This is a genomic window from Niveibacterium sp. 24ML, assembly GCF_026586805.1.
GTDB lineage: Bacteria > Pseudomonadota > Gammaproteobacteria > Burkholderiales > Rhodocyclaceae > Niveibacterium.
In genome coordinates this window covers 1-21,598 of sequence record NZ_JAPFHA010000010.1, presented here as the reverse complement: position 1 = coordinate 21,598, position 21,598 = coordinate 1, and the positions used below count along the sequence as shown (strand labels likewise).

27 protein-coding genes and 1 pseudogene are annotated in these 21,598 nt (G+C 56.8%); 11 read left to right on the top strand and 17 right to left on the bottom strand.

What is annotated here, in order from left to right; all coding sequences use genetic code 11:
* Nucleotides 1–24 precede the first annotated feature (24 nt).
* The 3 genes from OPU71_RS10250 to OPU71_RS10240 all read right to left on the bottom strand — a co-directional run bounded on the left by OPU71_RS10250 (nucleotide 25) and on the right by OPU71_RS10240 (nucleotide 1,642).
* The gene (locus tag OPU71_RS10250) at nucleotides 25–612 is read right to left on the bottom strand and encodes a hypothetical protein (protein WP_267727865.1); all 588 of its coding nucleotides are present in this window, start codon (nucleotides 610–612) and stop codon (nucleotides 25–27) included.
* Between the two features lie 71 nt (nucleotides 613–683).
* The gene (locus tag OPU71_RS10245; protein WP_267727864.1) at nucleotides 684–1,343 is read right to left on the bottom strand and encodes a hypothetical protein; all 660 of its coding nucleotides are present in this window, start codon (nucleotides 1,341–1,343) and stop codon (nucleotides 684–686) included.
* A gap of 11 nt (nucleotides 1,344–1,354) precedes the next feature.
* Complete coding sequence (locus OPU71_RS10240) at nucleotides 1,355–1,642, bottom strand: hypothetical protein (RefSeq protein ID WP_267727863.1); 288 nt, start codon at nucleotides 1,640–1,642, stop codon at nucleotides 1,355–1,357.
* 907 nt (nucleotides 1,643–2,549) lie between these two features.
* On the opposite strand from OPU71_RS10240, the gene OPU71_RS10235 reads away from it, so the two are divergent.
* From OPU71_RS10235 to OPU71_RS10200, 8 genes are all read left to right on the top strand, one after another.
* Entirely contained in the window at nucleotides 2,550–3,020 is a 471-nt protein-coding gene (locus OPU71_RS10235) for a hypothetical protein (protein WP_267727862.1), read from the top strand.
* Between the two features lie 7 nt (nucleotides 3,021–3,027).
* Nucleotides 3,028–3,321: a hypothetical protein gene (locus OPU71_RS10230; RefSeq protein ID WP_267727861.1), complete on the top strand. Its 294-nt coding sequence runs from the start codon at nucleotides 3,028–3,030 to the stop codon at nucleotides 3,319–3,321.
* 2 nt (nucleotides 3,322–3,323) lie between these two features.
* Nucleotides 3,324–6,779, top strand: a complete 3,456-nt coding sequence (gene mobF, locus OPU71_RS10225; protein WP_267727860.1) for a MobF family relaxase — start codon at nucleotides 3,324–3,326, stop codon at nucleotides 6,777–6,779.
* A 112-nt stretch (nucleotides 6,780–6,891) separates the two neighbouring features.
* On the top strand, nucleotides 6,892–7,914 hold the full coding sequence (locus tag OPU71_RS10220; protein ID WP_267727859.1) for a hypothetical protein: 1,023 nt from the start codon (nucleotides 6,892–6,894) through the stop codon (nucleotides 7,912–7,914).
* Nucleotides 7,911–8,375 (top strand): hypothetical protein, encoded by a 465-nt coding sequence (locus OPU71_RS10215; protein WP_267727858.1) that lies wholly within the window; start codon nucleotides 7,911–7,913, stop codon nucleotides 8,373–8,375. The genes OPU71_RS10220 and OPU71_RS10215 overlap by 4 nt, the downstream gene beginning before the upstream one ends.
* Nucleotides 8,376–8,393: 18 nt before the next feature.
* Complete coding sequence (locus OPU71_RS10210; RefSeq protein ID WP_267727857.1) at nucleotides 8,394–9,251, top strand: hypothetical protein; 858 nt, start codon at nucleotides 8,394–8,396, stop codon at nucleotides 9,249–9,251.
* 170 nt (nucleotides 9,252–9,421) lie between these two features.
* Nucleotides 9,422–9,826 (top strand): hypothetical protein, encoded by a 405-nt coding sequence (locus OPU71_RS10205; RefSeq protein WP_267727856.1) that lies wholly within the window; start codon nucleotides 9,422–9,424, stop codon nucleotides 9,824–9,826.
* A gap of 90 nt (nucleotides 9,827–9,916) precedes the next feature.
* On the top strand, nucleotides 9,917–10,234 hold the full coding sequence (locus tag OPU71_RS10200) for a hypothetical protein (RefSeq protein WP_267727855.1): 318 nt from the start codon (nucleotides 9,917–9,919) through the stop codon (nucleotides 10,232–10,234).
* Here OPU71_RS10200 and OPU71_RS10195 read toward each other — a convergent pair.
* The 11 genes from OPU71_RS10195 to OPU71_RS10145 all read right to left on the bottom strand — a co-directional run bounded on the left by OPU71_RS10195 (nucleotide 10,231) and on the right by OPU71_RS10145 (nucleotide 17,344).
* A complete protein-coding gene (locus OPU71_RS10195; protein WP_267727854.1) occupies nucleotides 10,231–11,031 on the bottom strand; it encodes an STAS-like domain-containing protein in 801 nt (266 codons plus the stop codon). The two genes, OPU71_RS10200 and OPU71_RS10195, sit on opposite strands and share 4 nt — an antisense overlap.
* Complete coding sequence (locus OPU71_RS10190) at nucleotides 11,031–11,450, bottom strand: hypothetical protein (RefSeq protein WP_267727853.1); 420 nt, start codon at nucleotides 11,448–11,450, stop codon at nucleotides 11,031–11,033. The genes OPU71_RS10195 and OPU71_RS10190 overlap by 1 nt, the downstream gene beginning before the upstream one ends.
* Nucleotides 11,434–11,793: a glycine zipper 2TM domain-containing protein gene (locus tag OPU71_RS10185; RefSeq protein ID WP_267727852.1), complete on the bottom strand. Its 360-nt coding sequence runs from the start codon at nucleotides 11,791–11,793 to the stop codon at nucleotides 11,434–11,436. Before OPU71_RS10185 ends, OPU71_RS10190 begins: the two co-directional genes overlap by 17 nt.
* Before the next feature lie 192 nt (nucleotides 11,794–11,985).
* Complete coding sequence (locus OPU71_RS10180) at nucleotides 11,986–12,711, bottom strand: amino acid ABC transporter ATP-binding protein (RefSeq protein ID WP_267727991.1); 726 nt, start codon at nucleotides 12,709–12,711, stop codon at nucleotides 11,986–11,988.
* A 19-nt stretch (nucleotides 12,712–12,730) separates the two neighbouring features.
* Nucleotides 12,731–13,402 (bottom strand): amino acid ABC transporter permease, encoded by a 672-nt coding sequence (locus tag OPU71_RS10175; protein ID WP_324256056.1) that lies wholly within the window; start codon nucleotides 13,400–13,402, stop codon nucleotides 12,731–12,733.
* A 3-nt stretch (nucleotides 13,403–13,405) separates the two neighbouring features.
* Nucleotides 13,406–14,143, bottom strand: coding sequence for an amino acid ABC transporter permease (locus tag OPU71_RS10170; protein ID WP_267727851.1), 738 nt, complete (start codon nucleotides 14,141–14,143; stop codon nucleotides 13,406–13,408).
* 79 nt (nucleotides 14,144–14,222) lie between these two features.
* The gene (locus OPU71_RS10165; RefSeq protein WP_267727850.1) at nucleotides 14,223–15,128 is read right to left on the bottom strand and encodes a transporter substrate-binding domain-containing protein; all 906 of its coding nucleotides are present in this window, start codon (nucleotides 15,126–15,128) and stop codon (nucleotides 14,223–14,225) included.
* 31 nt (nucleotides 15,129–15,159) lie between these two features.
* On the bottom strand, nucleotides 15,160–16,095 hold the full coding sequence (locus tag OPU71_RS10160) for a hypothetical protein (RefSeq protein WP_267727849.1): 936 nt from the start codon (nucleotides 16,093–16,095) through the stop codon (nucleotides 15,160–15,162).
* Nucleotides 16,092–16,511 (bottom strand): hypothetical protein, encoded by a 420-nt coding sequence (locus OPU71_RS10155; protein WP_267727848.1) that lies wholly within the window; start codon nucleotides 16,509–16,511, stop codon nucleotides 16,092–16,094. Before OPU71_RS10155 ends, OPU71_RS10160 begins: the two co-directional genes overlap by 4 nt.
* Nucleotides 16,512–16,515: 4 nt before the next feature.
* Entirely contained in the window at nucleotides 16,516–16,974 is a 459-nt protein-coding gene (locus OPU71_RS10150; RefSeq protein ID WP_267727847.1) for a hypothetical protein, read from the bottom strand.
* 61 nt (nucleotides 16,975–17,035) lie between these two features.
* Nucleotides 17,036–17,344 carry a hypothetical protein gene (locus OPU71_RS10145; protein WP_267727846.1) on the bottom strand — a complete coding sequence of 103 codons (309 nt, stop codon included), beginning with the start codon at nucleotides 17,342–17,344 and terminating at the stop codon, nucleotides 17,036–17,038.
* A gap of 478 nt (nucleotides 17,345–17,822) precedes the next feature.
* On the opposite strand from OPU71_RS10145, the pseudogene OPU71_RS21355 reads away from it, so the two are divergent.
* Nucleotides 17,823–18,008 (top strand): annotated as a pseudogene (locus tag OPU71_RS21355) (AbrB/MazE/SpoVT family DNA-binding domain-containing protein); the annotation flags it as partial.
* Nucleotides 18,009–18,067: 59 nt separating this feature from the next.
* On the opposite strand, the gene OPU71_RS10140 reads toward OPU71_RS21355, so the two are convergent.
* Nucleotides 18,068–18,379 (bottom strand): type II toxin-antitoxin system Phd/YefM family antitoxin, encoded by a 312-nt coding sequence (locus OPU71_RS10140; protein WP_267727845.1) that lies wholly within the window; start codon nucleotides 18,377–18,379, stop codon nucleotides 18,068–18,070.
* On the opposite strand from OPU71_RS10140, the gene OPU71_RS10135 reads away from it, so the two are divergent.
* Nucleotides 18,344–18,649: a hypothetical protein gene (locus OPU71_RS10135; protein WP_267727996.1), complete on the top strand. Its 306-nt coding sequence runs from the start codon at nucleotides 18,344–18,346 to the stop codon at nucleotides 18,647–18,649. The two genes, OPU71_RS10140 and OPU71_RS10135, sit on opposite strands and share 36 nt — an antisense overlap.
* Here OPU71_RS10135 and OPU71_RS10130 read toward each other — a convergent pair.
* Nucleotides 18,621–19,973, bottom strand: a complete 1,353-nt coding sequence (locus OPU71_RS10130; RefSeq protein ID WP_267727844.1) for a tyrosine-type recombinase/integrase — start codon at nucleotides 19,971–19,973, stop codon at nucleotides 18,621–18,623. The two genes, OPU71_RS10135 and OPU71_RS10130, sit on opposite strands and share 29 nt — an antisense overlap.
* 504 nt (nucleotides 19,974–20,477) lie before the next feature.
* On the opposite strand from OPU71_RS10130, the gene OPU71_RS21350 reads away from it, so the two are divergent.
* Nucleotides 20,478–20,843: a LuxR C-terminal-related transcriptional regulator gene (locus OPU71_RS21350; RefSeq protein ID WP_420712368.1), complete on the top strand. Its 366-nt coding sequence runs from the start codon at nucleotides 20,478–20,480 to the stop codon at nucleotides 20,841–20,843.
* Between the two features lie 11 nt (nucleotides 20,844–20,854).
* On the opposite strand, the gene OPU71_RS10125 is transcribed toward OPU71_RS21350, so the two are convergent.
* Nucleotides 20,855–21,598, bottom strand: a 744-nt coding sequence (locus OPU71_RS10125; RefSeq protein ID WP_324256055.1) for a ShlB/FhaC/HecB family hemolysin secretion/activation protein, incomplete at its 5' end; no start/stop codon positions are given.

Sequence of the window (21,598 nt, the reverse complement as noted above, 5' to 3'; positions counted from 1 at the left end):
CGCTCCGTTCATGTCGCATTTGTACTATCGTTCCACCAAACTTTGATCGCCTGATGAGCCAGCACTCCGCGCCCTTGCCGTGTGGTACACGCGGTCTGCAACCGCACGGCAAAACGTCCGCTGTCCGCTGTCGAGCGCTGTGAAATCTGCCGCAAGCAACTTGTTCACTGCGTGCATCGAAGGCAGGGGCTCTAGCACCCGGCCCGGAAACTCTTGGTGAAGAACTTCAAGCAGGGGTTTGTCCGCCTGCGCGGCAAAACTGTTGGTCGGCCACCGGTTAGGTAAGATCACAGCTGACGGCATGCGCTCAGCATCGCGCCAGACTCGCTTGACAGACTCGAAACTCGGGTCCGCAGGTAGCACGCACAAAGTCGAGACGCTTGAGAGCCAGTCGTCGATCTCAGTTCGGTTGCCGCCGCCGTCTATGACAAGCACGCAGCGATGGTCAGGCTGCTCGCGATTAAGCTTCAGCATCAAGTTAACGAAGCGCTCAAGCTCACGCGGATCTCGCCCATCGCGAACGCGGTAAGGGCGCTGAGCATCTGGAAAGACTTCGCGGTCGTCGGTCAAGACGTACCAACTTTCTTCGATGCAGAGACCTTTCTCGATCACGACCCCGGCTGCGAAAGCGTGGGCCAGAGTAGTTTTTCCAGTACCGCCCTTAGCGCCAAGGAATGAAATAATCACAGGTCGCTCGCTTTCTTCGCACGCGTCTCGTCACGAACAGTGCCAACAACATCAAACCGGGGCATGTCTTTCTTCGTCGAGAGTTTGTACAGCCCCGCGAACTCCAGGTCTTGAAAGTACAGATCACGTCGCACCTGATTTGCATATCGCCGGTTTCCGGCAACAGCAGACATTTCAAGCGCATCGACTATCAAAAGACCTTCGCGCACTAGCGACGTAATCGTTACGCCCCGATCCTTGTCGATCACACGCCCAGCTGCTGAACGCCACCGGAGGAAACTTAACTCGCTTGTCGAGTGGCGCGACGACACAACAACAGGATCTGCAATGAGCCGCTTAGGACCCCAGACTTCATCTGCGCCGCGCTCGCGCGCTTCAACGCAAGGACGTGCAGCAAGCAACTCACGAACAGAGAAGAACTCTTCAAACAACTGATCACCCACGTCAACGGCGGCTTCAAGGTCTCGGTCGCATGCGCATTCGAAGATTTCGTGACGCATGGATGTCGCGAGTTGCAAGAGTGTCGAACGTACAAAACCTTGCCGGACATCTCCCCGCTGAGCACGTGCAGCAGCGATTGCAGCAGCCTGCAATTCGAGTTTTTCGACTTCAGACATGTCGAGCAAGACGCGCAGGTCGGGTAATTTGTTTGACACTGCTACAACCCTTAGCGCTTGCTTCGAGCAAGCGAGCGTGTAACAACGCTACGCAGAAACTCTGAGCGCGACAAAATTGGACGCACCGCCACCCGCTCGTCGTCAATCTGCTGCAGCTGAGATTCAGTCAAGTACACAGCAACTTGCTGCAGCTGCTCGCTTGGTTGTTTGTTGCGCAACGTTTTCTTTCGAGCGTCAGTAACCGGGGCTTGGGTACCCTGCTCTGAATCAACGGGCGCCCCCGGCAATTTTGCAGCGACTGCAGCGGGAAGTTTCGCTTCAAAGTCAGACAAACTCATTGCACGACTCCACGATTTCACTATTTCATTGCACGATAGTACAAGCGTGCAGGTCGGTCAATCTTCTACGAGGAAATCCCGCTATATCAACACTTTTCAATGTTCCAGATATTTAACTGCTCAACTCCGGAATCGCGTAGGTATCAAGCCATTCCGGCACTTCACTCGTACATGAGTCAATACCTAAGTTGCTCAGTTATTGAGTTGCTGAAGCGCTCAACAACTGGACGCGTAAGTCGCTCAAGATCCTTGCGTCTCCAGCACTGACCAGCTCAAGCGCGGAAGGGCACAATAACAAGCGCCTTGCGCGCTTGAATGTCTCAAGCTGAGCACAGGGATCGTACGTGACATGCGCCTCACCCCCCTGACTGCCGTTTCGTACATCAGCCACCGCCGTTTTATACATTCATTGGCCTATTGCCGTTTCATACATCGCCGAACGCCGTTTCGTACATCAATCAATGCCGTTTCGTACATCCTTCACATCCATTTTGTACAACTCGACCACGCATCGCCGTTTTGTACATCGGCAATTGCCGTTTTGTACATCACTTGCAACCGTTTCATACATCCAGCCTTCCCTATTGCCGTTTTGTACATTGACCATTGCCGTTTTGTACATTGCTCAATGCCGTTTTATACACAGGGCTGCCAACCGCAAGATCTCGCATGCATACAGCCAGCACCTTGCGCGCAATGAACCCCCATTTCTGCAGCGATTCACTTGTTTTCCCACACCCAATGCACCTGCCGGTGCATTGGGTTTCGTTTGCATACCTTGCAAACACTGGCTATTGCGGCTATTTCTACTTAGTCTGCAATTGCAGACACTGAATACAATTGTCTTTCCATCGCGCTTGTACTATCGTGCAATTAACGACTTAGCGCGTAAGCAAAGTGTCTGCATATGAATACGCTCGGAGAACGCAAGATGCGCAAAGAAAAGAAGGGGCCGACAGCTGTATCTACGTTCCGACATCCAGACGCTCGTTTTACACAACGCTTAGCAGCGAGGGCCGCTGAGCAAGGGTGCCCCGAGCCGAATCGGTACATACGTGAGTTAGTCGAGCGAGACCTGGCCGGGCAAGTGGTCGATGTGACGGAAGCTGAAATTAAGCGGCGCGATCTTGTCGAGCGTGTCGAGAACATTGAACACGCTCTGACAGCGTTTGCTTCCCGGTCTCGTGAAAACACAGAGCAAGTGCGTGAACTGCGTGCTGACGTCGCAGCAATTACTGCCCATCTGGAACAGCTTTATAGCGTCAACAGACAGTTAATAGAGTTGCTTCACGCGCGCTTTGAGCAGCCCCGCGAGCGCGAATTCATGACGCGCAGCGAGCGCGCCTTCGACGCTAAGACGTCGTCACAAACAGTGTGAGAGCGACATGAAAACGATTATTACGTTCACAGTCGAGACAGACAATCTGTCGAACCTTACAGACGAATACATCAGTCAGCTGTGGCACGTTTCGCAGGCAAACCCCGCACCAATAGATAGTGCCGAAGCGGGCGAGTTTGCGGAAACCGTTGGGCGCGAAATCATCCGCCGCTGGCTGTCAGCACAGCCCCCAGCGCTCTGGAACCACCAAGGCCGACACTACAACTCAACTGTGCTGTCTCGAATTGCACGACGCGTAGGCGACGATTGGGTCCCGCTGCGCAGCAGCGACAGTGACTGATCATGTCGCTGTCGGTTAAGAAGATACTCAGCGACGAGAGCGTGTCGTATCTGCTTGATCATGCCCGCGACAGGCACGAAGAGTACCTTGCTGCGGAAGGCACCGGGTACTGGCTTCGAAACGGCATTGCAGTCCTTCGCGGCGCTGTTGACGCATCAGATTTCCGCAAGCTCGCCGACGGTTTCGATCCAATTGCCGGTTCAAAACTCCGGCAGAACGCTGGAGAGCGTGGCGCGGTCAAGGGCTTTAACATCGCATTCAGTTGCCCGAAAGATCTTTCGATCATTTGGGCTCTCGGCGACGACAACGTGCGCGAGACTGTCGAAGCTGCGCAGCGCGCAGCAGTTGAATCTGCGCTGGATCACATGCGTCGCGAAGTTATTAAGTCCAGGTCGGGGCACGGCGGCACTGAACAAGTAGACGTTTCTCGGATTGCAGTCGCACTGTTTGAACACAAGACCGCGCGCCCAGTTGACGAGGCTGGGCGTAAAGATGGAATTCCCATGCCGCAGCTGCATACACATGCTGCGCTATTGAACGTTGCACAAGACTCAGACGGGAAGTGCCGCACTATCGATGCGCAAAGGCTTTTCGCGTGGCGCGCGGAAGCTGAGTCGATGTATCACTCGAACCTTGCACGCGAGATTGAACAGCGACTTGGCGTTCGCGCAATCGAAACCCAAGGTAAGCGCGGTTTCAAACTTGACTTGCCCTGCGAAGTATTCGCTCCGGCTATTGAGTCGTTTTCGCAACGTCGGGCTCAGATTCTCGCGAACGCGGGAGGCAAGGAAGCGCTCGATTCGATGTCAAGCGCGTTAGAACAGAAGCACGTCGCAAAAGACCGCGCTGGTAAACGTGACGAGATCGAGCCTGAACAGCTGCAGCGTATGTGGCGAGAAATGGGTAAGGAGTTCGGTCTCGACCGGTCTTCAATATCCAACATGCTCGCCGACGCGCGCGGGCGGCTGCATCAAGAACCAACACCCGCAAAGCTGACAGATGACCTGCGCGCATTCGCGCGCGGTCGTGCATACGCAACGCTCACAACGAACGAATCGACGTTTTCTGAACCGCAGTTTCGCCGCGAGTTCACAAAAGCGTTGGTCGGACGCTGCAACGACATCGCTGCAGTCGAACGAGCATCGCGCGAGGAGTTATCAGAACTCGTCGATACAGGTGAGGAATCGAAACATGAACGCCTGTACACAACACGTGAGCAGCTGTCGCTGGAACTCGATGTGCTGTGGCAAAGCCGCGAGCTGTCGGCGGGTCGCGCAGTGTCGCTCGACATCGTCGAGGACGAGATCGCGAAAGCCCAGCGCAATCCAGAGCGCCCTCTAACTGACGAGCAAGCGCGTGCTGTACGACATCTTCTCCTCGCTCACGACGAGCGCGATCCGGCGGAGCACCTTGACGCGCGCGCTCCGGTGGGAGATCAAGCGTTAGCTGTCTTTGAAGGCCCTGCAGGCTCAGGCAAAAGTACAACACTGAGCGTAGTCAAGTCTGTGTGCGACCGTGCAGGGCTCCGGCTTCTTGGTACAGCGATCAGTCACCGCGCCGCAGGCGTCGTCAAACAAGAGACCGGCGCAGAATACTCGACTGCAATCGCGCAGCTCGCTGAAGACCTGCGCACTGGGAAACTGAAGCTGAGTGAGCGCGACAGGATTGTTGTAGACGAAGCATCGATGTTGAACGCGCGCGACGCCAACACGATCCTCGCCGCTGCGCGGAAAGCCGGTTCGGGAGTGTGGTTCGCGGGCGACCGGAATCAGCTGTCGCCAGTTGCCGGGTCGGCGATCTTCTCGTCTGTTGTCGACAAGCTCAGCAGCGCGCGGATCAACACTGTCCGCCGCCAAACTGTTGACTGGCAACGCGAAGCAGGTTTGCGCGCAGCAGAGGGCGACGCAGCAGGGGCTCTCCGCGCGTACCGCGAAGCTGGGAAGCTGCACATCTGTCGCACCCGCGAGGAAACCGTTCGGACAGCTGCCGCGCTGTATACAAAGCAGCGCTTCGACAACCACGTCGATCAACACGTCGGCATCGTCGCTGCAACCCGCGCAACAGCGCGCGCTGTGACAGCTGAAGTGCGGACTGACCTGTCGGCACGCGGCATCGTTGATCGTAGCAGCGCAGTAGCCATCCAGCTGACCGACGGCGATCACTGCTGGAAATCCGAACTAGCGCCCGGCGACCGCATCGCTTTCCGCAGGACTGCAAAGCGCGCGCGCGTCGCGGGCGACGACGCAGCGCAGGGCCTCGTAAACCGCCTTGAAGGCACCGTGACAAGTATTGACCTGGGCGGCTCCGTTCCAGCGGTCAAGATCACGCTGGATCGCGGCGGCGAGTACGTCTTGCGGCTGGACGGCGACAAGAAAAACGACTTGTTCAACAACGACAAGCGCGCGTACCAGCTTGAACACTGCACTGCGAGAACAGTACACGCAGCGCAGGGGGCGACGGATCAGCGCGAAGTCATCGTGCTAGAGAACAACAACAAAGAGTCGTTGTACGTCGCGCTCACGCGCCATCGCGAAGATGCAGACGTTGTCATCAACGCTGAGCCGTACATCAAGTCAATACAGTCACGGAGCCCCGACTGGCGCCCAGCGCATGAGATCAGCGACGACGAGATCGTCGCTGAGGTAGCTCGCGTCGGATCGACGACCGGCGCTCGCGTCGCTGCTGTCGACTACCTCGCAGCGCACGGCACGCTCGAAGAAGCACTGACACAGCGACGCGAAGAAGTCCTTGCTGCTGAAGCTGCCGCTGCTGCTGTCGAGAACACGAAGCAAGCGTCGCTGCGCTTGCAAGCAGAAACCCGCCTCGCCCTCGAAGGGCTCGCCGCTTCACGCGGGGTCACATTGTCCGGAGACCATCATGCCCGAACCGACCAGCCTTCAGTCCCTTCTCCAGCAGCTGCCCGCGCCCCCCAGCGCGCCAGTCACAAGCCCGACCTTGCAGGCTATCGCCCACCGCCACCCGCTGCCCGACACGGCCTGCGCGACATGTCCCAACTCAGTGTGGTTCACGCCCCCGGACGGCTTGAAAGCGTACTGCAAGGTGATGTACCTCGTCAGCTGGAGCGAAGCGATGCCGGCGCAGATCGCGATGTGCGACGGGCAGACGTTGACTTGACCGACCGCTTCTCGAAGCGTGTGTATCGCTTAGCTGACTCTGATCACGAGTGCCCTGTCCTGTTCACAACAGACATCCAACGCGGCCTCGCACTGCAAGGTGCCTTTGCAGAACGCAACGAAAATCTCACCGTCGTTTTGCTCGACAACGACACTGACCCCCTGCTCGAACACCCCAGCATCAAGTCAGCGCTGAGTCATGCTGCGCGACGAATCATTGTTGATGACAACGTAATCACGAGTCGTGCGTTTAGCAACTGCGAGCGAGAAGAACTCAGTGAAGTCGAGCGCGAGGTAGCTATTGCGAGCGTGCGTGTCCAATGACGGTGTATTGACCTGAGTCATGAGAGAACGTCTATGTCGTGTGGGGTTCTTCACGCTTGCATGGCTTGAATAGTTTGCAAGATAGCGCTTCATACCCAACGCCGAGGCTGAAATGCAATTACGAAAATTCGTAGCGCCGATATCAATATTGGCAATACTTCCATTTTCAGCAAATGCAGCCGAGACGCTGGGTTCGCTTTTGAACAAAGCGTTGCATGACGCGACAAAGAAGTCCGTGGAAACTCAGCCACAACAACAATCTAATTCAGCTCAGCAGCGGCTTTCGCCGTGGGCGAATTGGAAGCAGTCGTCACAGAACGGCTTGATCACGACATACACCGGAGAAGTCGAAATCCGGGGAAAGGTCCAGCTTGTTCGAGCGTCAGACCACCCGCTGGCGGGCTCTGTGTGCATGTACCCGATGCAAACACACTTGAACCGGATTCCTCGCTTGCCGGGAGATACACGACCGGCGATGTTCTGTTTTGAGGCCGACTCGCAGACCTATCAGGCCTTGGGGATGCGCGCTTCCGGGGCAAAGAACGCTGCGTGTTTGGAACGGGAACTGACGGTTGTGGTTTCTTCGTACGTGGAAAATCAGACGCCGTCGACGCCTGATATGCCGATCAGCGATATTGCACACCTTGTCAAGGTTGCCCAAGCCGATCCGGGCGCTGTGCCAAAGCCACGCGCGCAATGTATTGGGATGGGTGACTCAGGTGCGCCAACCCCCAGTGCAACAGCCGCGTCCCGCACGAGTCAGGGTTGGACGCGCCAACAGAGCGCTGATGCTTGCGTGAGGTACACCGGTCACGTTGAAGTTAGCGGCACTTTTGTTCGCGATGCGACCCCTGCGATTGCCGACGAGGTCGGGGACCGAGTGTGTTTCACAGCAGACTCGTCGGGGAAGCGGGCGCTACCGCCTGAAGCTGGCACTTCCTTTTGCTTTGATAACCAGCCCGATGCAGCGCAAGCATTGCGCCTCGCTTTCAAGTTGCCGCGAGGCATATGCAAGGTAACTGGGACGGCGAACATTGTCCTCAGTGCGATTTCTCTACCGGGGGATGGGTCAGTGCAGGCGACGCTGGAGCGCTCGCTGGGGTCCGGGAATCCGCAGATGGAACGCTGCAGATGAAAGAGCCCGACGAACCCGAGGTGGTTCTCCTGTATCGAACCGGAATCGAATTGCCGCTCGCGGGCATAGTGCGCACTATTGTAGCGCCCGACACACCTACCTTCGTCGCATTCATGTGCGCGCGACTCGGCGAGCAATCTGCATCCACATTCATGATCGACACCGACAAAATGCGCTTCGAGCGCACAGGTCTGAGCATCGACGAATATCTTGCGCTCAACTGCCTTTCTATTTCTATCTATTTGTATCAAACACATTGCAACGACATCGCAGACCCCGCTGATGCGATCTGCGCAATGAATACCGCGCTCTTTCTTGAACGACTATTGAAACACGCAAGACTTGAAGAATTGAGTTCTGAAGATATTCGAGCAGCGGTAAGTCTATCAGTCGAAGCAGTCGATGGATTCGCAGCACTTACGCGCGCAAGAGCTGCAGAGCTTTGCGCTTCGATTCACTAAACCGGGGGCCAGAAAGAAATGTTTCGTTCGCACGATCCACGGGAAATCGCGATATTTGCAACGGTATTTGCGGTCTACGGCATCAACATTGCTGCGTTCGTATTAGCGCCACGGCAGTTCATTCGTGCGCTGCTAGAAACGGGAACGTACTACGTTGTCAATCTGCACAAGACCCTAGGCATGTTCATGCTAGGACTATTCATTGCCGGCGCAATTGGTTCATACATACACGACAGCGGCGCAATTGTTCCGCTGCTTGTTGTCTTTTTGCTAGCTGTGGTCGGAAAACGAATGGTGTCGAGCTTTATCGACTTCATGCAATTCCGCTTCGCACGTAACAAGTTCAAACGTGCAACAAGGAAGCTAAACAAAAAGACAATCAATGGTCCGCTGAAAGCGGGGCCTGCATGCGCGCTGGAAGAAGACGAAACGGGGCAGCTGTCACTACATATCGTCGGCATTCATATACCTGACCCTGAAAACCTGAAAGTCCAAAAACCGGCATATGCGAAGATCGATCTCCGACAAATCTCCCGGCTGTCATGCGGCGACGGCAGCGGCAGCGCACCGGAGATCTTCGTCCCACTCGTTCAATATAACTTCGCGACGGCAAACGGCATCCCGACGATTGCGAATGCCGCAGGTGCTGTTGCGGGCGTCGCGTTCGCTGCGGGGTTCCAGATGAATGCACTGAACGCGTCGATGAATGCAAACGCAGGGCTCAATGTCTATGTCGGAACCGGCCCAAATTCGGGGCTCTGGGTAATGAATAGCGGCTGGCGCTATCTAACCAAAACTCAAGCAGCCTTCGACCTTATCCGTGCAGCTATTGAATGTGGGGGCAACGGTTTTGCGTTGCGCAAGCGTTTTGCGTAGCCCTGCGGTCGCTGACGCTGCATACGTTATCGCAGGCATAGCGGTAACGCTTGCTGTCAACGCGCTGTTCGCAAACGACACTCTCACTTACATCGTCGCACAATCAAGCTTTGTCATCGCCGGAGCGGCAATCGCAATTCGCAACACTTCAATCCCACGAAAGAGAGACCATGCTAATTCCACCGTTCATCCCGCAGAGCCCGAAAATTAGCATCGCAGCTATACTGCTTGTAGTTTCTGCAGTCGTCGGAAGTACATATTACGCATACGTCGGCTCTTGGAATATTCAAGAGAAACTTACGCTGGTTGGCGACGATCAGACATTCCCGGCTGTTATAAGGCTTTTGGATGACAAGGGTAATGGAGTTCTTGAAGCCAAGACACAAGAAGGAATGAAGAAGATCAACGTTACGGTGTCTAGCTTTGAAAACGGCAAATACAAAGTCTCAGCGCCTGGAATACTCTTTGAGCTGACCGGAGACCCAACGCAATCGCACGCTCTAGTCTGCAATTTGTGCAAAGAAAGGCAGGATGTCCAGCTGCCATTGCTCTGGCATAAGACGTTAGAAAAGTAGCACGAGATGAGAGAGCGCCTCGACGATTTGCTAAGCGCACGTTACCCACTTATCTTCGCTGACCGACACAAGAGCCCACAGGTCAGTTGCATGTCCCGTGGTTTCTCATGCGGCGACGGCTGGTTCGATTTAATAGATGTACTGTGCGAGCGCCTTCAGTTCTTCACTGATCACAATAAGTCGCCCCAAGTTGTCGCGATACAAGTAAAAGAAAAATTCGGCGCTCTATGTTTTTATGTGCGCAACGCAAACGATGTCCAGCGCGGCATGATCGCGATGGCAGAGGCAATGTCAGTGCGCATATGTGATGAGTGCGGAAAACCGGGAAAACTGCTAATTGCAAACGGTTGGCACATGACTCGTTGCGACGAACACGAAAACGCACCGATAAGAACGCTGCCCAGTTAGAAATAAAATACTGGTTTTGGAGGCTGAGGAAGGTCAGCTCGACTCTGCGAGCGCTTGAGCATTTGCAGTACCTTGCTGCTCGCATTGACGATTGTCAGTTGCGCAGCAGGATGAGAGAGCGGAAAGACGCGCACTAGTTCATCGGCGAATGACGCACCGATCTCTTCTACACCCTCGAAATCAACTTCGACTTGATCGTAAGCTTCGAACTCGCTAAGAAGATCCTTCGCTTCAGCGCGAGAAACATATGCATTGCCAGCAGCTGAGAGCTTGATGAAGCCGCAGCATGGAGTAAGTTCAACTGCTGAAAGCGCACTTGTGTGCTGCCCCTTCCATGCCAGCCACCCGGAGCGGTGCGCCTGCGCATCGTGCAGCGCGTGATGCCAGCTGCCTTGTTTGGCGTGATAGTCGCAGACTGCTGCGTGAAACGCGGCGGTGTTTGAAAGTGTCGCGAGATCAAAACGCTTGGGATCGAGATTCTCTGGCAGCCCTTCGCCGAAAGCGTCCCACAGCAAGTCTTGATCGTGTTGGGAGTCGCACGCGATCTGGACGCGCCCCGGAAGGGATTCGAACCACGCCCACAGTCGGGTCTGGAGTTCATCGCGGTTGCAGATCGCCGCAGGCTGCTGCCCCAGTTGCGGCAGCACCGCGAGCCGCACAAAATCGCTCTCCCATTCGCGCCGGTAATCGTTGCGCTCGGCGTAAAACACATGCTGGCCGTCCTCGGACACGATGCCGATGCTGATCAACTCGCAGTCGATGAAGTCGGTGAACTCGGTGTCGAGGAAGACCAGCATCAGTTCTTTCTCTCGCGTCGCAGACGTATACAAATCGCAATCAGCCGCCCTGCCCGCCCGACGAGATCTCCGCCCACGGCAAAAGCGAATGGAGCAACAGCTGCGGGGTTGAGTGCGACGAAAGCATACAAGAATGCAGGAAGCCGCAGCAGGAACTGCGCGATGTCAGCTTTCACATCGAAATCGCCGACGCCCTGCTTGCCCCGCAGGAACTTCATGATCTGCGGAACATAAAAGAGCGGAAGCGCAGATCCTGAAAGCCAATAAATTCGAATTACAGTTTGCTTTACTTCGTCTCGCGAGTCAGCGGTTGCGAACGAAACTGCAGCGAGCAGCACAATGACGCTGAGCATCGCAAGGTCGAGCCGGGGCAACTTCATGTAGGGACGCTCAGCTGCAACTTCAGTACGGAGAGACATGTAGTCCCCCCTGGGCGTGTACAACCCGTACAAGCTGCCCGCGCTCAAACTTCTCGCTGTCGTTCTGTGCTTGTATGACACTGACAAGCTTCCCATCGCTCATCTTCACGACAATTTCGAGACCCAGCGTATGGCTCGCACGTTCGTCGTAGTCAGAACCTAGCGACCCACCAACGGCACCTCCGGCAGCTGCGCCTACAAGCGTTGCGGCTTGTTTCCCCTTGCCGTGCCCCACAGCTGACCCGCCCAACCCGCCCAGCGCCGCGCCGAGCGCGGCACCAGCGTACTTGCCGGTCGAACCAGCTTGTGCTTTAAGATCGACAGGCTTCAAGGATTCAATCACTGCAAGTTCCTGTGAGTTCGCCCGCCGCTGCTCACCGGCAGCGTATTGCGGCAACGCTCCCTGCCCTGCAGGCATGCCCGCCCCGCTCCGCTGGGGCGCTACGACGCATGCAGACAGCGCACTTGCAAGCAATAAGCTTGCGACAACATTCGTTCCGTTTGTCATTATTTCTGCTCCCGGTGTTACTAGAAATCAGTGCTTGAGCGACGCGAGGAACTGCTGCGCTCGCCGCGAGGTCGGCGCACCGAAAAAGGTATCCGCCCCCGCTTCCTCGACGACCCGACCGGTGTCCATGAAGATCACGCGGTGCGCGACCTTGCGAGCAAAGCCCATCTCGTGCGTGACGACCATCATCGTCATGCCTTCGCGGGCCAGCTCGACCATCACGTCGAGCACCTCGTTGACCATCTCCGGGTCGAGCGCCGAGGTGGGCTCGTCGAAGAGCATGCAGATCGGGTCCATCGCGAGCGCGCGGGCAATCGCCACGCGTTGCTGCTGGCCGCCCGACAACTCGCCGGGGAACTTGGCCGCGTGAGCCTTGAGCCCGACGCGGTCGAGCAATTTGATGCCCCGCTCGCGCGCTTCGTCGCGCGCGCGGCCGAGTACCTTGGTCTGCGCAATCGTCAGGTTTTCGATGACGCTCATGTGCGGGAACAGCTCGAAGTGCTGGAAAACCATGCCGACGCGCGCCCGCAGCTTGGGCAGATCGGTTTTCGCGGCGCCGACCGAGATCTCGTCGACGACGACATCCCCCTTCTGGAAGGGCTCCAACCCATTCACGCACTTGATCAGGGTCGACTTGCCGGAACCGGAGGGGCCGCACACGACCACCACTTCGCCCTTGCTCACCTGTGTGCTGCAGTCGGCGAGCACCTGAAACTGGCCATACCACTTGGAGACGTTGCGGATTTCGATCATCGACATGGGGGACGTTCCGTTAGCGAATGATGGCGATGCGCTTCTGCAGGCACTTCACCAGCGTCGACAGGCAGAAGCAGATCGAGAAGTAGATGAGCGCGACGAAGAGGTACATCTCCACCGGGCGGTTGTAGTTCTTGCCGGTGATCTCGGCGGCCTTCAGCAGATCCTTGGCGCCGATGGCGTACACCAGCGAGGTGTCCTGAAACAGGACGATGGTCTGCGTCAGCAGGACCGGCAGCATGTTGCGAAAGGCTTGCGGTAGCACGACGTGTGCAAGCGCTTGAATCTTCGTGAGCCCCAGCGCTGCAGCTGCGAATCGCTGCGGCTGCGGAACACTGTTCAAGCCAGCCCGCACGATCTCCGAGTAGTACGCAGCTTCGAACGCCGTGAAGGTGATCAGCGCTGAGTTCTCGGCGCCCATCGGCGCGCCGGTGAACAGTGGGATCAAAAAGAAGAACCACAGGATCACCATTAGCAGCGGGATCGAGCGCACCGTGTTGACGTAGGCAGCGGCTGCGCGCGACGCAGCGACCTTCGACGAGGTGCGCGCCAGCGCAAGCAGCGTACCGAGCACGATGCCGCCGCTCATGGCAACGAGCGTGAGTTTCAGGCTGAACAGCAGTCCGATCCAGATGAACGGCAAGCCGGGGCCGACGATGGAAAAGTCGAGTTGGCCGAGCATCGTCATCCCTCACTTCGCCCCGGCGATGTAGCCGGGCACGCGGGCACGTGCCTCGATGAAGGCCATCACACGGTTCGCAGCAAAGGCGCAGACGGTGTAGAGGATGGTCGCGGCGAGCAGGCTTTCGAACACCTGGCCGGATTCCTCGATCATCTGGCGCGAAATAAAGGTCAGCTCCATCAGGCCGATGGCGAACGCCACCGCAGAGTTCTTGATGATGTTCATGAACTCGGACGTGAGCGGCGGGATCACGATGCGAAAGGCCATCGGCAGGATCACGTAGCGGTAGGTCTGGGCCAGCGTGAACCCCATCGCGAGCCCCGCCATCTTCTGGCCGCGCGGCAGACTCTGGATGCCGGAGCGCACTTGTTCGGCGACGCGCGCCGAGGTGAAGAGACCGAGGCAGATCGTGGCAGTGAAGAATTCCTTGGCGGGCATGTCCTGCTTTACCCAGCGCGACAGTTCGGCGGGCAGAAATTCCGGCACGACGAAGAACCAGATGAAGAGTTGCACAAGCAGTGGCACGTTGCGGAAGAACTCGACCCATGCGTTTCCGGCGATCACCAGCCAGCGGTTCGGCGCGGTGCGCAGCGTGCCGACGACTCCGCCAAGCAACAGCGCGATGACCCACGCCGTCATCGACACCGCAACCGTCCAGCCAAGTGCCGAGACGATCCAGTCGAGGTAGCGCTCGTCGCCCGAGCTGACCTGTTCGAGATACACGCCCCAGTTCCAGTGGTAGTTCATCGCGTCGGGCTAACAGTGAGTGATTGCTGCAATGGACGTTGAGAGCGCGGCGCCCCTGCGCTGGAGGCGCCGCACGTGCTTACTTCTTGTTGTACTGCTCGGCGGGCGCGTCGTTCGGCGACTGAAGCGCGCTCTTGAGCGCATCGCTCATCGGCAGGTTCAGGTTGGCGTTCTTCGGCGGGATCGGCTGGGTGAACCACTTGGTGTAGAGCTTGGCGACCTCACCGGTCTTGATCAGGTCACGCACGGTGGCATGCACCAGCCCTTTGAACTGCGGGTCATCCTTGCGGAACATGATCGCGATGGGCTCCACCGACAGCGCCTCGCCGACGACCGCGTAGTCGCTCGGGCTTTGAGCGGTAGCGATGAGGCCGGCAAGCAGGTTGTCATCCATCACGAAGGCGACGGCGCGATCCGACGCGAGCATCAAAAAAGAATCGGCGTGGTCCTTGCCGGTCACCTCCTTGAAGTTCACGCCTTTGCTCTTCTCGTGAGCGCGCATCAGCTGAACCGAGGTCGTGCCCGAGGTCGTCGCGACGGGCTTGCCGTCCAGTTGCGACAGACTGGTGATGCCGGAGGCCTTCTTCACGGCCATGCGGACGGTCGTGACATACGTTGTCGGCGCAAAGGCAACTTGGTTCTGTCGTGTCGCGTTGTTCGTCGTAGAGCCGCACTCAAGATCCACCGTGCCGTTGGTGACGAGCGGAATGCGGTTCTGCGAGGTCACCGGCTGGGTGTTGACCTTCAGGTTCGGCAGCGCGAGCTTGACCTTGATCGCATCCACGATGCGGTTGCAGATGTCGATGTGGTAACCGACCGGCTTCTGGTTCGCGTCGAGGTAGGAGAGCGGGATCGACGATTCGCGGATGCCAAGCGTGATCGAGCCACTTTCTTTGATCTTCTTGAGCGTACCGGTTTCGTCAGCGCTTGCTGCAACCGGGATCGCAGCGAGCATTGCGAGAAGCACAAGTCGTTTCGTATTCATGTTCTTCACTTTCGTTCAGTGGAAACTGTTTTCAATTCGACCAGCCGCGCTCGACAGTCAGAGCGGCAGCGAGCGAGTAGTCATACGGGTTGTCGCGTGGCAGGAAGTTCTTGCGCTCGTTCGTCTCATTGATAATTTTCATGAGCGCTTTGTCTGCAAACCCGAATTTCTCCATCAATTCAACGTTATGCAGATAGAACTCCTGCGCACCCGCAACAAGACCTCGGGCGACCGAAAGGCACTGAATCGAACTGCGCTCACACGATTCGCGATTCACAACAAGAACAGCTGCAGGAATGCGGCCGATAAGCTTTTTGGAACCCGGTTGATATGCAGACTCGGTTGACCAGACAACCCGGTCGATTGAAGAGCGAATTGCGGCAGGAGCTGCGAACGGGTCATCAATAGGGAACGTGACCGAGACGCAATCGACTTCCCCGGATTCAAAAGCGCGGCCGAGATCGCCCGCCGGAATCTTTACTGCTTTGTCAGACAGCGAGCCGGGTTTCGCATGAAACTCGCGTTCCCACAGCGCCAGCGCGAGCACCTCTGCGCCGCCAAGGTCCGCGACACCTACCTTCCTGATTTGCCCGAGCTGACGTTGTGAGCGCAAAGTCTCAGTCCGTTGGCACACAATTGAAGCGCGCGTCGCCGAGACGTCTTGTACAAGAACGAACTCCGGGTGCGCGCGGGTAATAGCAACAGCATCGACAACAGAAAGAATTGCCGCATCAACGTGCCCGCCCGGCTGCTCGACTGCAGCTGCGGGACTCGTGACTTGTTCGAATTTCACCCCTGCAGCGAACTTGCCAGCTTTCGAAGCAATCACTGCCGGCAGTGAATCAACAGTCTTCGGGCCAACGAATACAAAGTCGTCAGCAGAAACCGCTGCAGCTGCTGCACACAAGAGACTTGCGAAAAGCGCTTTCAGACCATTGCTCATGTCGTTCTCCTTTTCTTCAATCATGGAAACTGAATGTCGAGCGAACTCAGCGTCTCGCTCAAAGTCTTTTGTGTTGCAGCACTGCTGCGCAACCAGACGTAGCTCTTGCCCTGCGCAGCAAGCCGGATGACTTCGAGATTCGGGTCCCCTGCGCTAATCCGGATCAAGCGCTCAATCACAAGCGACTTGTCTTCGTCACCCGGCGCGACAGCAAGAAACACTTTCCCAGCGCTTCTTTGCGACGACTCACCAACTGCTACTGCCGCGCGGAGCGCAGCGGGCATCCGGTTCATGTCGAATACGACGAACGACTGCTCGAATGCCGCGCCGAGTCGGTTGATCGTGTAAAGCTCATTCGCGTCGATCCGAAAAACCGGCAACCCTGCTGCGTGAGCAGAGATCGAGAACAGCGTTAAGAGAAAACCCGCGATTCTTTTCATTTCACTACTCCGGCAGCTGTAGTTTCTTGGCGACGAGCACATGCGCGAGCGTCGGCTCTGATACTGCTTTCGTGTCCCGAACCCACACCAGCAGAGCGTGCGCGGCAGGGTTGTTGCCGACGACTTCAACTGCTACCGCTCGCTTCCCCGCACCCGACTTGATCGCTTTCACAAGCGCATTTGCTTCATCGCTCGAAGCAGCTGCAGCGAGGTGCAGCGTTACGCGCACGTCGCTATTAGTCGACGCGAACTTGCCGACAAGCTTGCAAGTCTTTTCACGCTCTTCAGCGTTTGAAGAGAGCACCGCGATGGCTTGCTCGAAATGCCCGTCACTGCCTGCAAAAGTCTTCGTCTGCCCCACAACGAGCTTCTCGTAACCCACCAGCTGTGCGGGTGCGGGTGCAGGCGCCACGGCCCGCGCGATCTGCGGCGGCAGACCGACGCTGACGCGGCCGTTCTCCACCGTCGCGCAGCTGCACAGAATCGCCGCAAGGCAAACGAGCAACGTCGCATTTGTACTATCGTTAGTCCGCATTTTTTGCCCCCGTTTTGCCAGCGCGCAGCCCCCTGATGGCTTTTCGCTGCGCGTCGTCGAAGTGCTTCTGTAGTGCGTTAACAAGCTCTTCCGGCACGCTACTGAGCAAGTCAGACACAACGTCCCCCCGCTTGCTGACGAGCGCGAGAAGATCGCTCAGCAAGCGATTTCCGGAGATCTTCTTGCCGTCAGACTGCAACGCAGTCGCAACACTGGACATTTGCGCAACCCACCGGTGCTGCGCATCTGAGCACCTGACCGGTAAATACTTACGTGACGATGTGATTTCGTTTTGCATGTGCAAATAATGGTCTTCGTGCAATCACATGTCAACTTTCCGCTTTGCAATCAACAACTTAACTCATGTCTATAGTTATTGCAGGCGCGAGCGTACGTAACGCCTTGTCAGCTATGGATTTATTGCGGAGAGGGTTCGCGCGGAATTGCGCGGATGAACGGCTTGGAGCGACGCCGGCACGCAAAAATATTTTTCGTGGGTCGGCTAGTCAATAGTTCGTGGGGCGTCCGGTACGCAGTTTTTGAAGTGTTTTGTCGTTTTTTGCTCTCAAAACTTCAGAAACTGCGTACCAGCGGGCAGTCAATTTTGTTGACAAGCAGGAATGTGAAGCGTAGCGTTTTACTCGTGGCACTTCACTGCTGAATAAGCAGCTTAGAAAGAAGAGTAAGCAACTGCTGTATGTCGCTCTAACTGCTGAATAAGCAGAAAAAGACCCGCTTGCGCGGGTCTTTTTGTTTCTAACGACAAGGGCGTTCAGATGAAGCGAAGACAGAAAATACAGACTTGCGAGCGAGCGCAGCGATACAGCGCAACTTTAATGTCGGCCGGCGACGGCAGCGGAGATGCGATTGTCGAAATTCCTGAGCCGGTTCGACGCGCGCTCAATCTACATCCGGGCGACAGAGTACGTTTGATAGCGCGCGATGGTCGGATCGAATTATCGAAAATCAATCGACATCGCCCGCTTCGGCCGCGCCCATACCTCATCAGCGAAGATCAGCTTCACTCTGCAAGTTCCCGCTCAGTGCCATTTCCGGCACCCAACTGCGCCGCCGCCGCCAAAAGACGCTTCGCGTTTGCGGGTGTGCGCAGGAGGTACGCGGTTTCTTCGAGCGCTTTGTAGTCTTCGAGCGAGAGCATAACTACCGACTGCTCTCCATTGCGCGTGATGATCAGCGGCTCGTGGTCGTTGCAAACGCGATCCATCGTTCGGGCAAGGTTTGCTCGAACCGTCGTGTAGGTTATGGTGTCTATTTTTGTCTCACAATGCAGATAATCATGACAGCAAGAACAGCAGCAAGAACAGACGGGCAAGTCGCGTACCTTATCTCGCGAATCTTACGTGCTGCTTTACGCGGCGACGATCAAACTGTTCAAGATGTTATAGCTCTCATCGAAAACGGCGAACATCCGAAATCTGCAGAAATCGTAGCGTCAATCAAAGCAGATATCGATGCGCAGCGAGTTCAATACGTCGCAGCCGGTGCGCGACGCTTCTTCGAGTTCCCGCTGAACTGGCACGTAATCGATAACGAGCTTTGCCACGACGACAGCGCTAAAGTGCAAAACTCGGTGCCGGGCTAGACGCATTGCTGCCAACGCCCAACTCTTTCGCGATTTCTTCTTCTGTAGATCGCATCCAGCGAAGTATTTCACCAGAAATTCGATTTGTAACCCGACGAAGGTCGGCGTTAGTCGCTGACACATAGCCGTCGGACACACTAAGATTCTTTGTTGAGTGCAGCTGCAATTTCGCAATTAGAAGCGGGTCGATACCGAGGACCGCCCGCGCAATGTATGCAAAAGTCCTGCGCAAATCATGCGCTGTAAGAAGCGTTTTGTCGTTTGCGTAAAAGCCTAGCCGCTTAAATACATCGCGATCATCTTGCATCGCTTTGTTTGTGTCCGCTGGTTTCCGCTTGCTCCAAAACAAATAGTCAGACGTATTCGAGAGCCGCGCGTAGCGGTCGCTGATAAGCCCACGGACTTGTTCTGACACAACGAGTTCGCGCGGCGCGCGAGCTTCTGTTGCGTCAAATATCAGCGCCCTCCCCTCGCTCCACGCGAGCGCGTCCGCGCGGCTGCAGGACATGACGTAACGCAACCGCATCACAGCTCCGCTGCGCATCCCCGTCAGCAGCAGTAGAAGTACGTAGTCGCGGTCATCCGGGTCGAGTTCAAGCAGCCGCGCGCGGAGAGCAGGCAACTGCGTGAGATCGAGGCGACTGCTTTTCCGGCCCGGTTTTTCAAATCCCCGCAGAGCTTTCTTTTCGGGAACTGGCAGGCCGTCCGGAAACAAGTTTGGGTCGCGTTCAGCAGCATGCTTGAGTACCGCGTGCAAGTAAGCCCACCACCTCCAGCCGGTTGATTTCGACCGGGCATAGATCTCTTTGAAGCGTCCGTCGAACCAGCTTTTCGTGATTTCGCTGACCGGTCGCTCCAGAATGTCGAACGAATTCAACTTGCTTTCGAGGGTGCCTCGGTATTCAGAGACAGAAGCAGCTGCAAGGTGCTTTGCATTTATATATGCGTCAATGCAGGACTTCAGCGTCGTTGATGAACGCTTGTCATCAACAAGTTCTTGTGCGCGACGAGCGTTCTTTTGTTCGACGTAACTAATCCCATCTGCAGCTTGGTGCTGCACTCTCTCGCGTCGCTGCGCTGCGACTGCTCGCGCCTTTGCGAGCTTGATGACGCCGAAATCGCCGAGCTTTTCGTATGTTCTCTTCTTAGAGATACGGTCGTACAACTCAGCGTAGTAACTCGCTTTACCTGAGCTTGAGACTCTGACTACGAGTCCCGGCGTCGACTCGTCTCGGATTTCAGCTTTTGACCCGGCACGCGGCGGATAGTCAATTGCATGTTGTACGCGAAGTTCAAACGCTCCGCGCGGGTGGGTAGACGTCATCGACGGTTCTGTTGCGTCAGCGGGTAGACGGTAGGTAGACGAAAAACAGAGCGCACTGAGTGCACTCAGCTGAACACTACAGCAGCACTACATGCCGGGCAAGACAGGCGTCTGTGCAAGTCAATACAAAAGATTGCGGGGAATCGCGGAAAGCGGACTATCACCGAACAGAAGTCGTGCGTTTTGGGGTGTTTTTGGGGGTAAAACAGATTTAGGTTCTGGCGCCGCAAGGCGTGTAGGTTCGAGTCCTATCACCCGCACCATTGATTTTATTGGGAATTTTTGATTTTCGATGTGCCGCTTTGTACCGCGTTTCGATCGAAATTTTCCCCAGATTTTCCCAAACGGATTCCCATTTTACCAACAGGGACTCCCTCCTCTCCTCCCTCCAATGTGAGTCACTCTGTTCTGAACGGGAACACGACGACTCAGGTTGGACCGTTGCCGCGTGCTCCATTTGCTGACCTGAGAATCCGTTGGCTCAGGCTGTTCCCGGCTAGGGCCATGCAGAGAGCCCGCGTGGACATCGGAGCGAAGTCGCCGACCGAATTGCTGTCCGATTGCGAGATTACGGTGCTACGTCTACTGGCTGAGGGGCGGATCAACATCGAAGTGGCCATGGCGCTGTTCATCAGCAACAAGACTGTCAGCACTTACCCGCTGACAATCGCGTCGCTCAGCGCATCACCAACTTCACGGGAAATCCAAACGCATGGGCTCGTACACCGCTTGCGGCGACCTCAACCGGATCGCTCCGGTACGCGCCGAAAAGAAATTTCGGCACTCACCACATCCGCGAAGGACACAACCGGGAGTCGAACGCGCCCTCCTTCCACTTGTAGCGTCGCTTTCATGCGTGACGCGGCGTGACCGCTGTGCCCTTAAAACCCCCAGCGCAATTCAGCCCAGAGACGCGTAGATGGAACGGTGCTAACGAGCTCGGGTTTATCGCCAATGTGCGTCGCCCAGTAGAGACGCCCGGAGAGCTGCTGCGGCCCCGCCCAGTTGAGCCCCACGCCCGCGCCGCTGAGCGTGGCGTGGTTGGTGCTGTCGCCCCAGGGCGAATGGTTGATCGTGACGCGGGCACTGTCGGCGAAGGCGACTGCCTGCCAGAACCCTAGGGCTGAACCCAGATCCTGGCGCAGTTCGATGCTGCCCAGATTGCCCTCGTCGCCCGAGATCGCGCCGGGCGCGTAGGCGCGCACCGAGTAAGGGCCGCCAACGCTCATCTTCATGGATGAGTCCAGATTGCTCTGGGCCCATTGGCCGAAGTACGACAGATACAGGCTCGTGCGTAGCCCCAGCCGCTGCAAGCGGCTGAGGCTGGCATTCCATTTCGCGAAGCCGCCGCTGGTCTGCGCGCTGGCCGCATCGGAGAGACCTGCCGCCTCATCCTGGAAGCTCACCTCGCCATTGGTGTAGCTCAGGCTCAGGAGGTTGAGGCCGCCGGACAGCAGGGTGTCGTGCAGATCGGCAGTGAGGCTCGCCATCCAGTTCTTGAGGCGACGCTTGTTCTCGACCGCGCCGACTTCAACGCGGTCACTCAGGTGCAGTTGGTCATACTGAAGCTGGCCATAGAGGTTGGCGGTCTGGCTCCGCAGCAGGGGGTGTTTCGCCCACAGGCT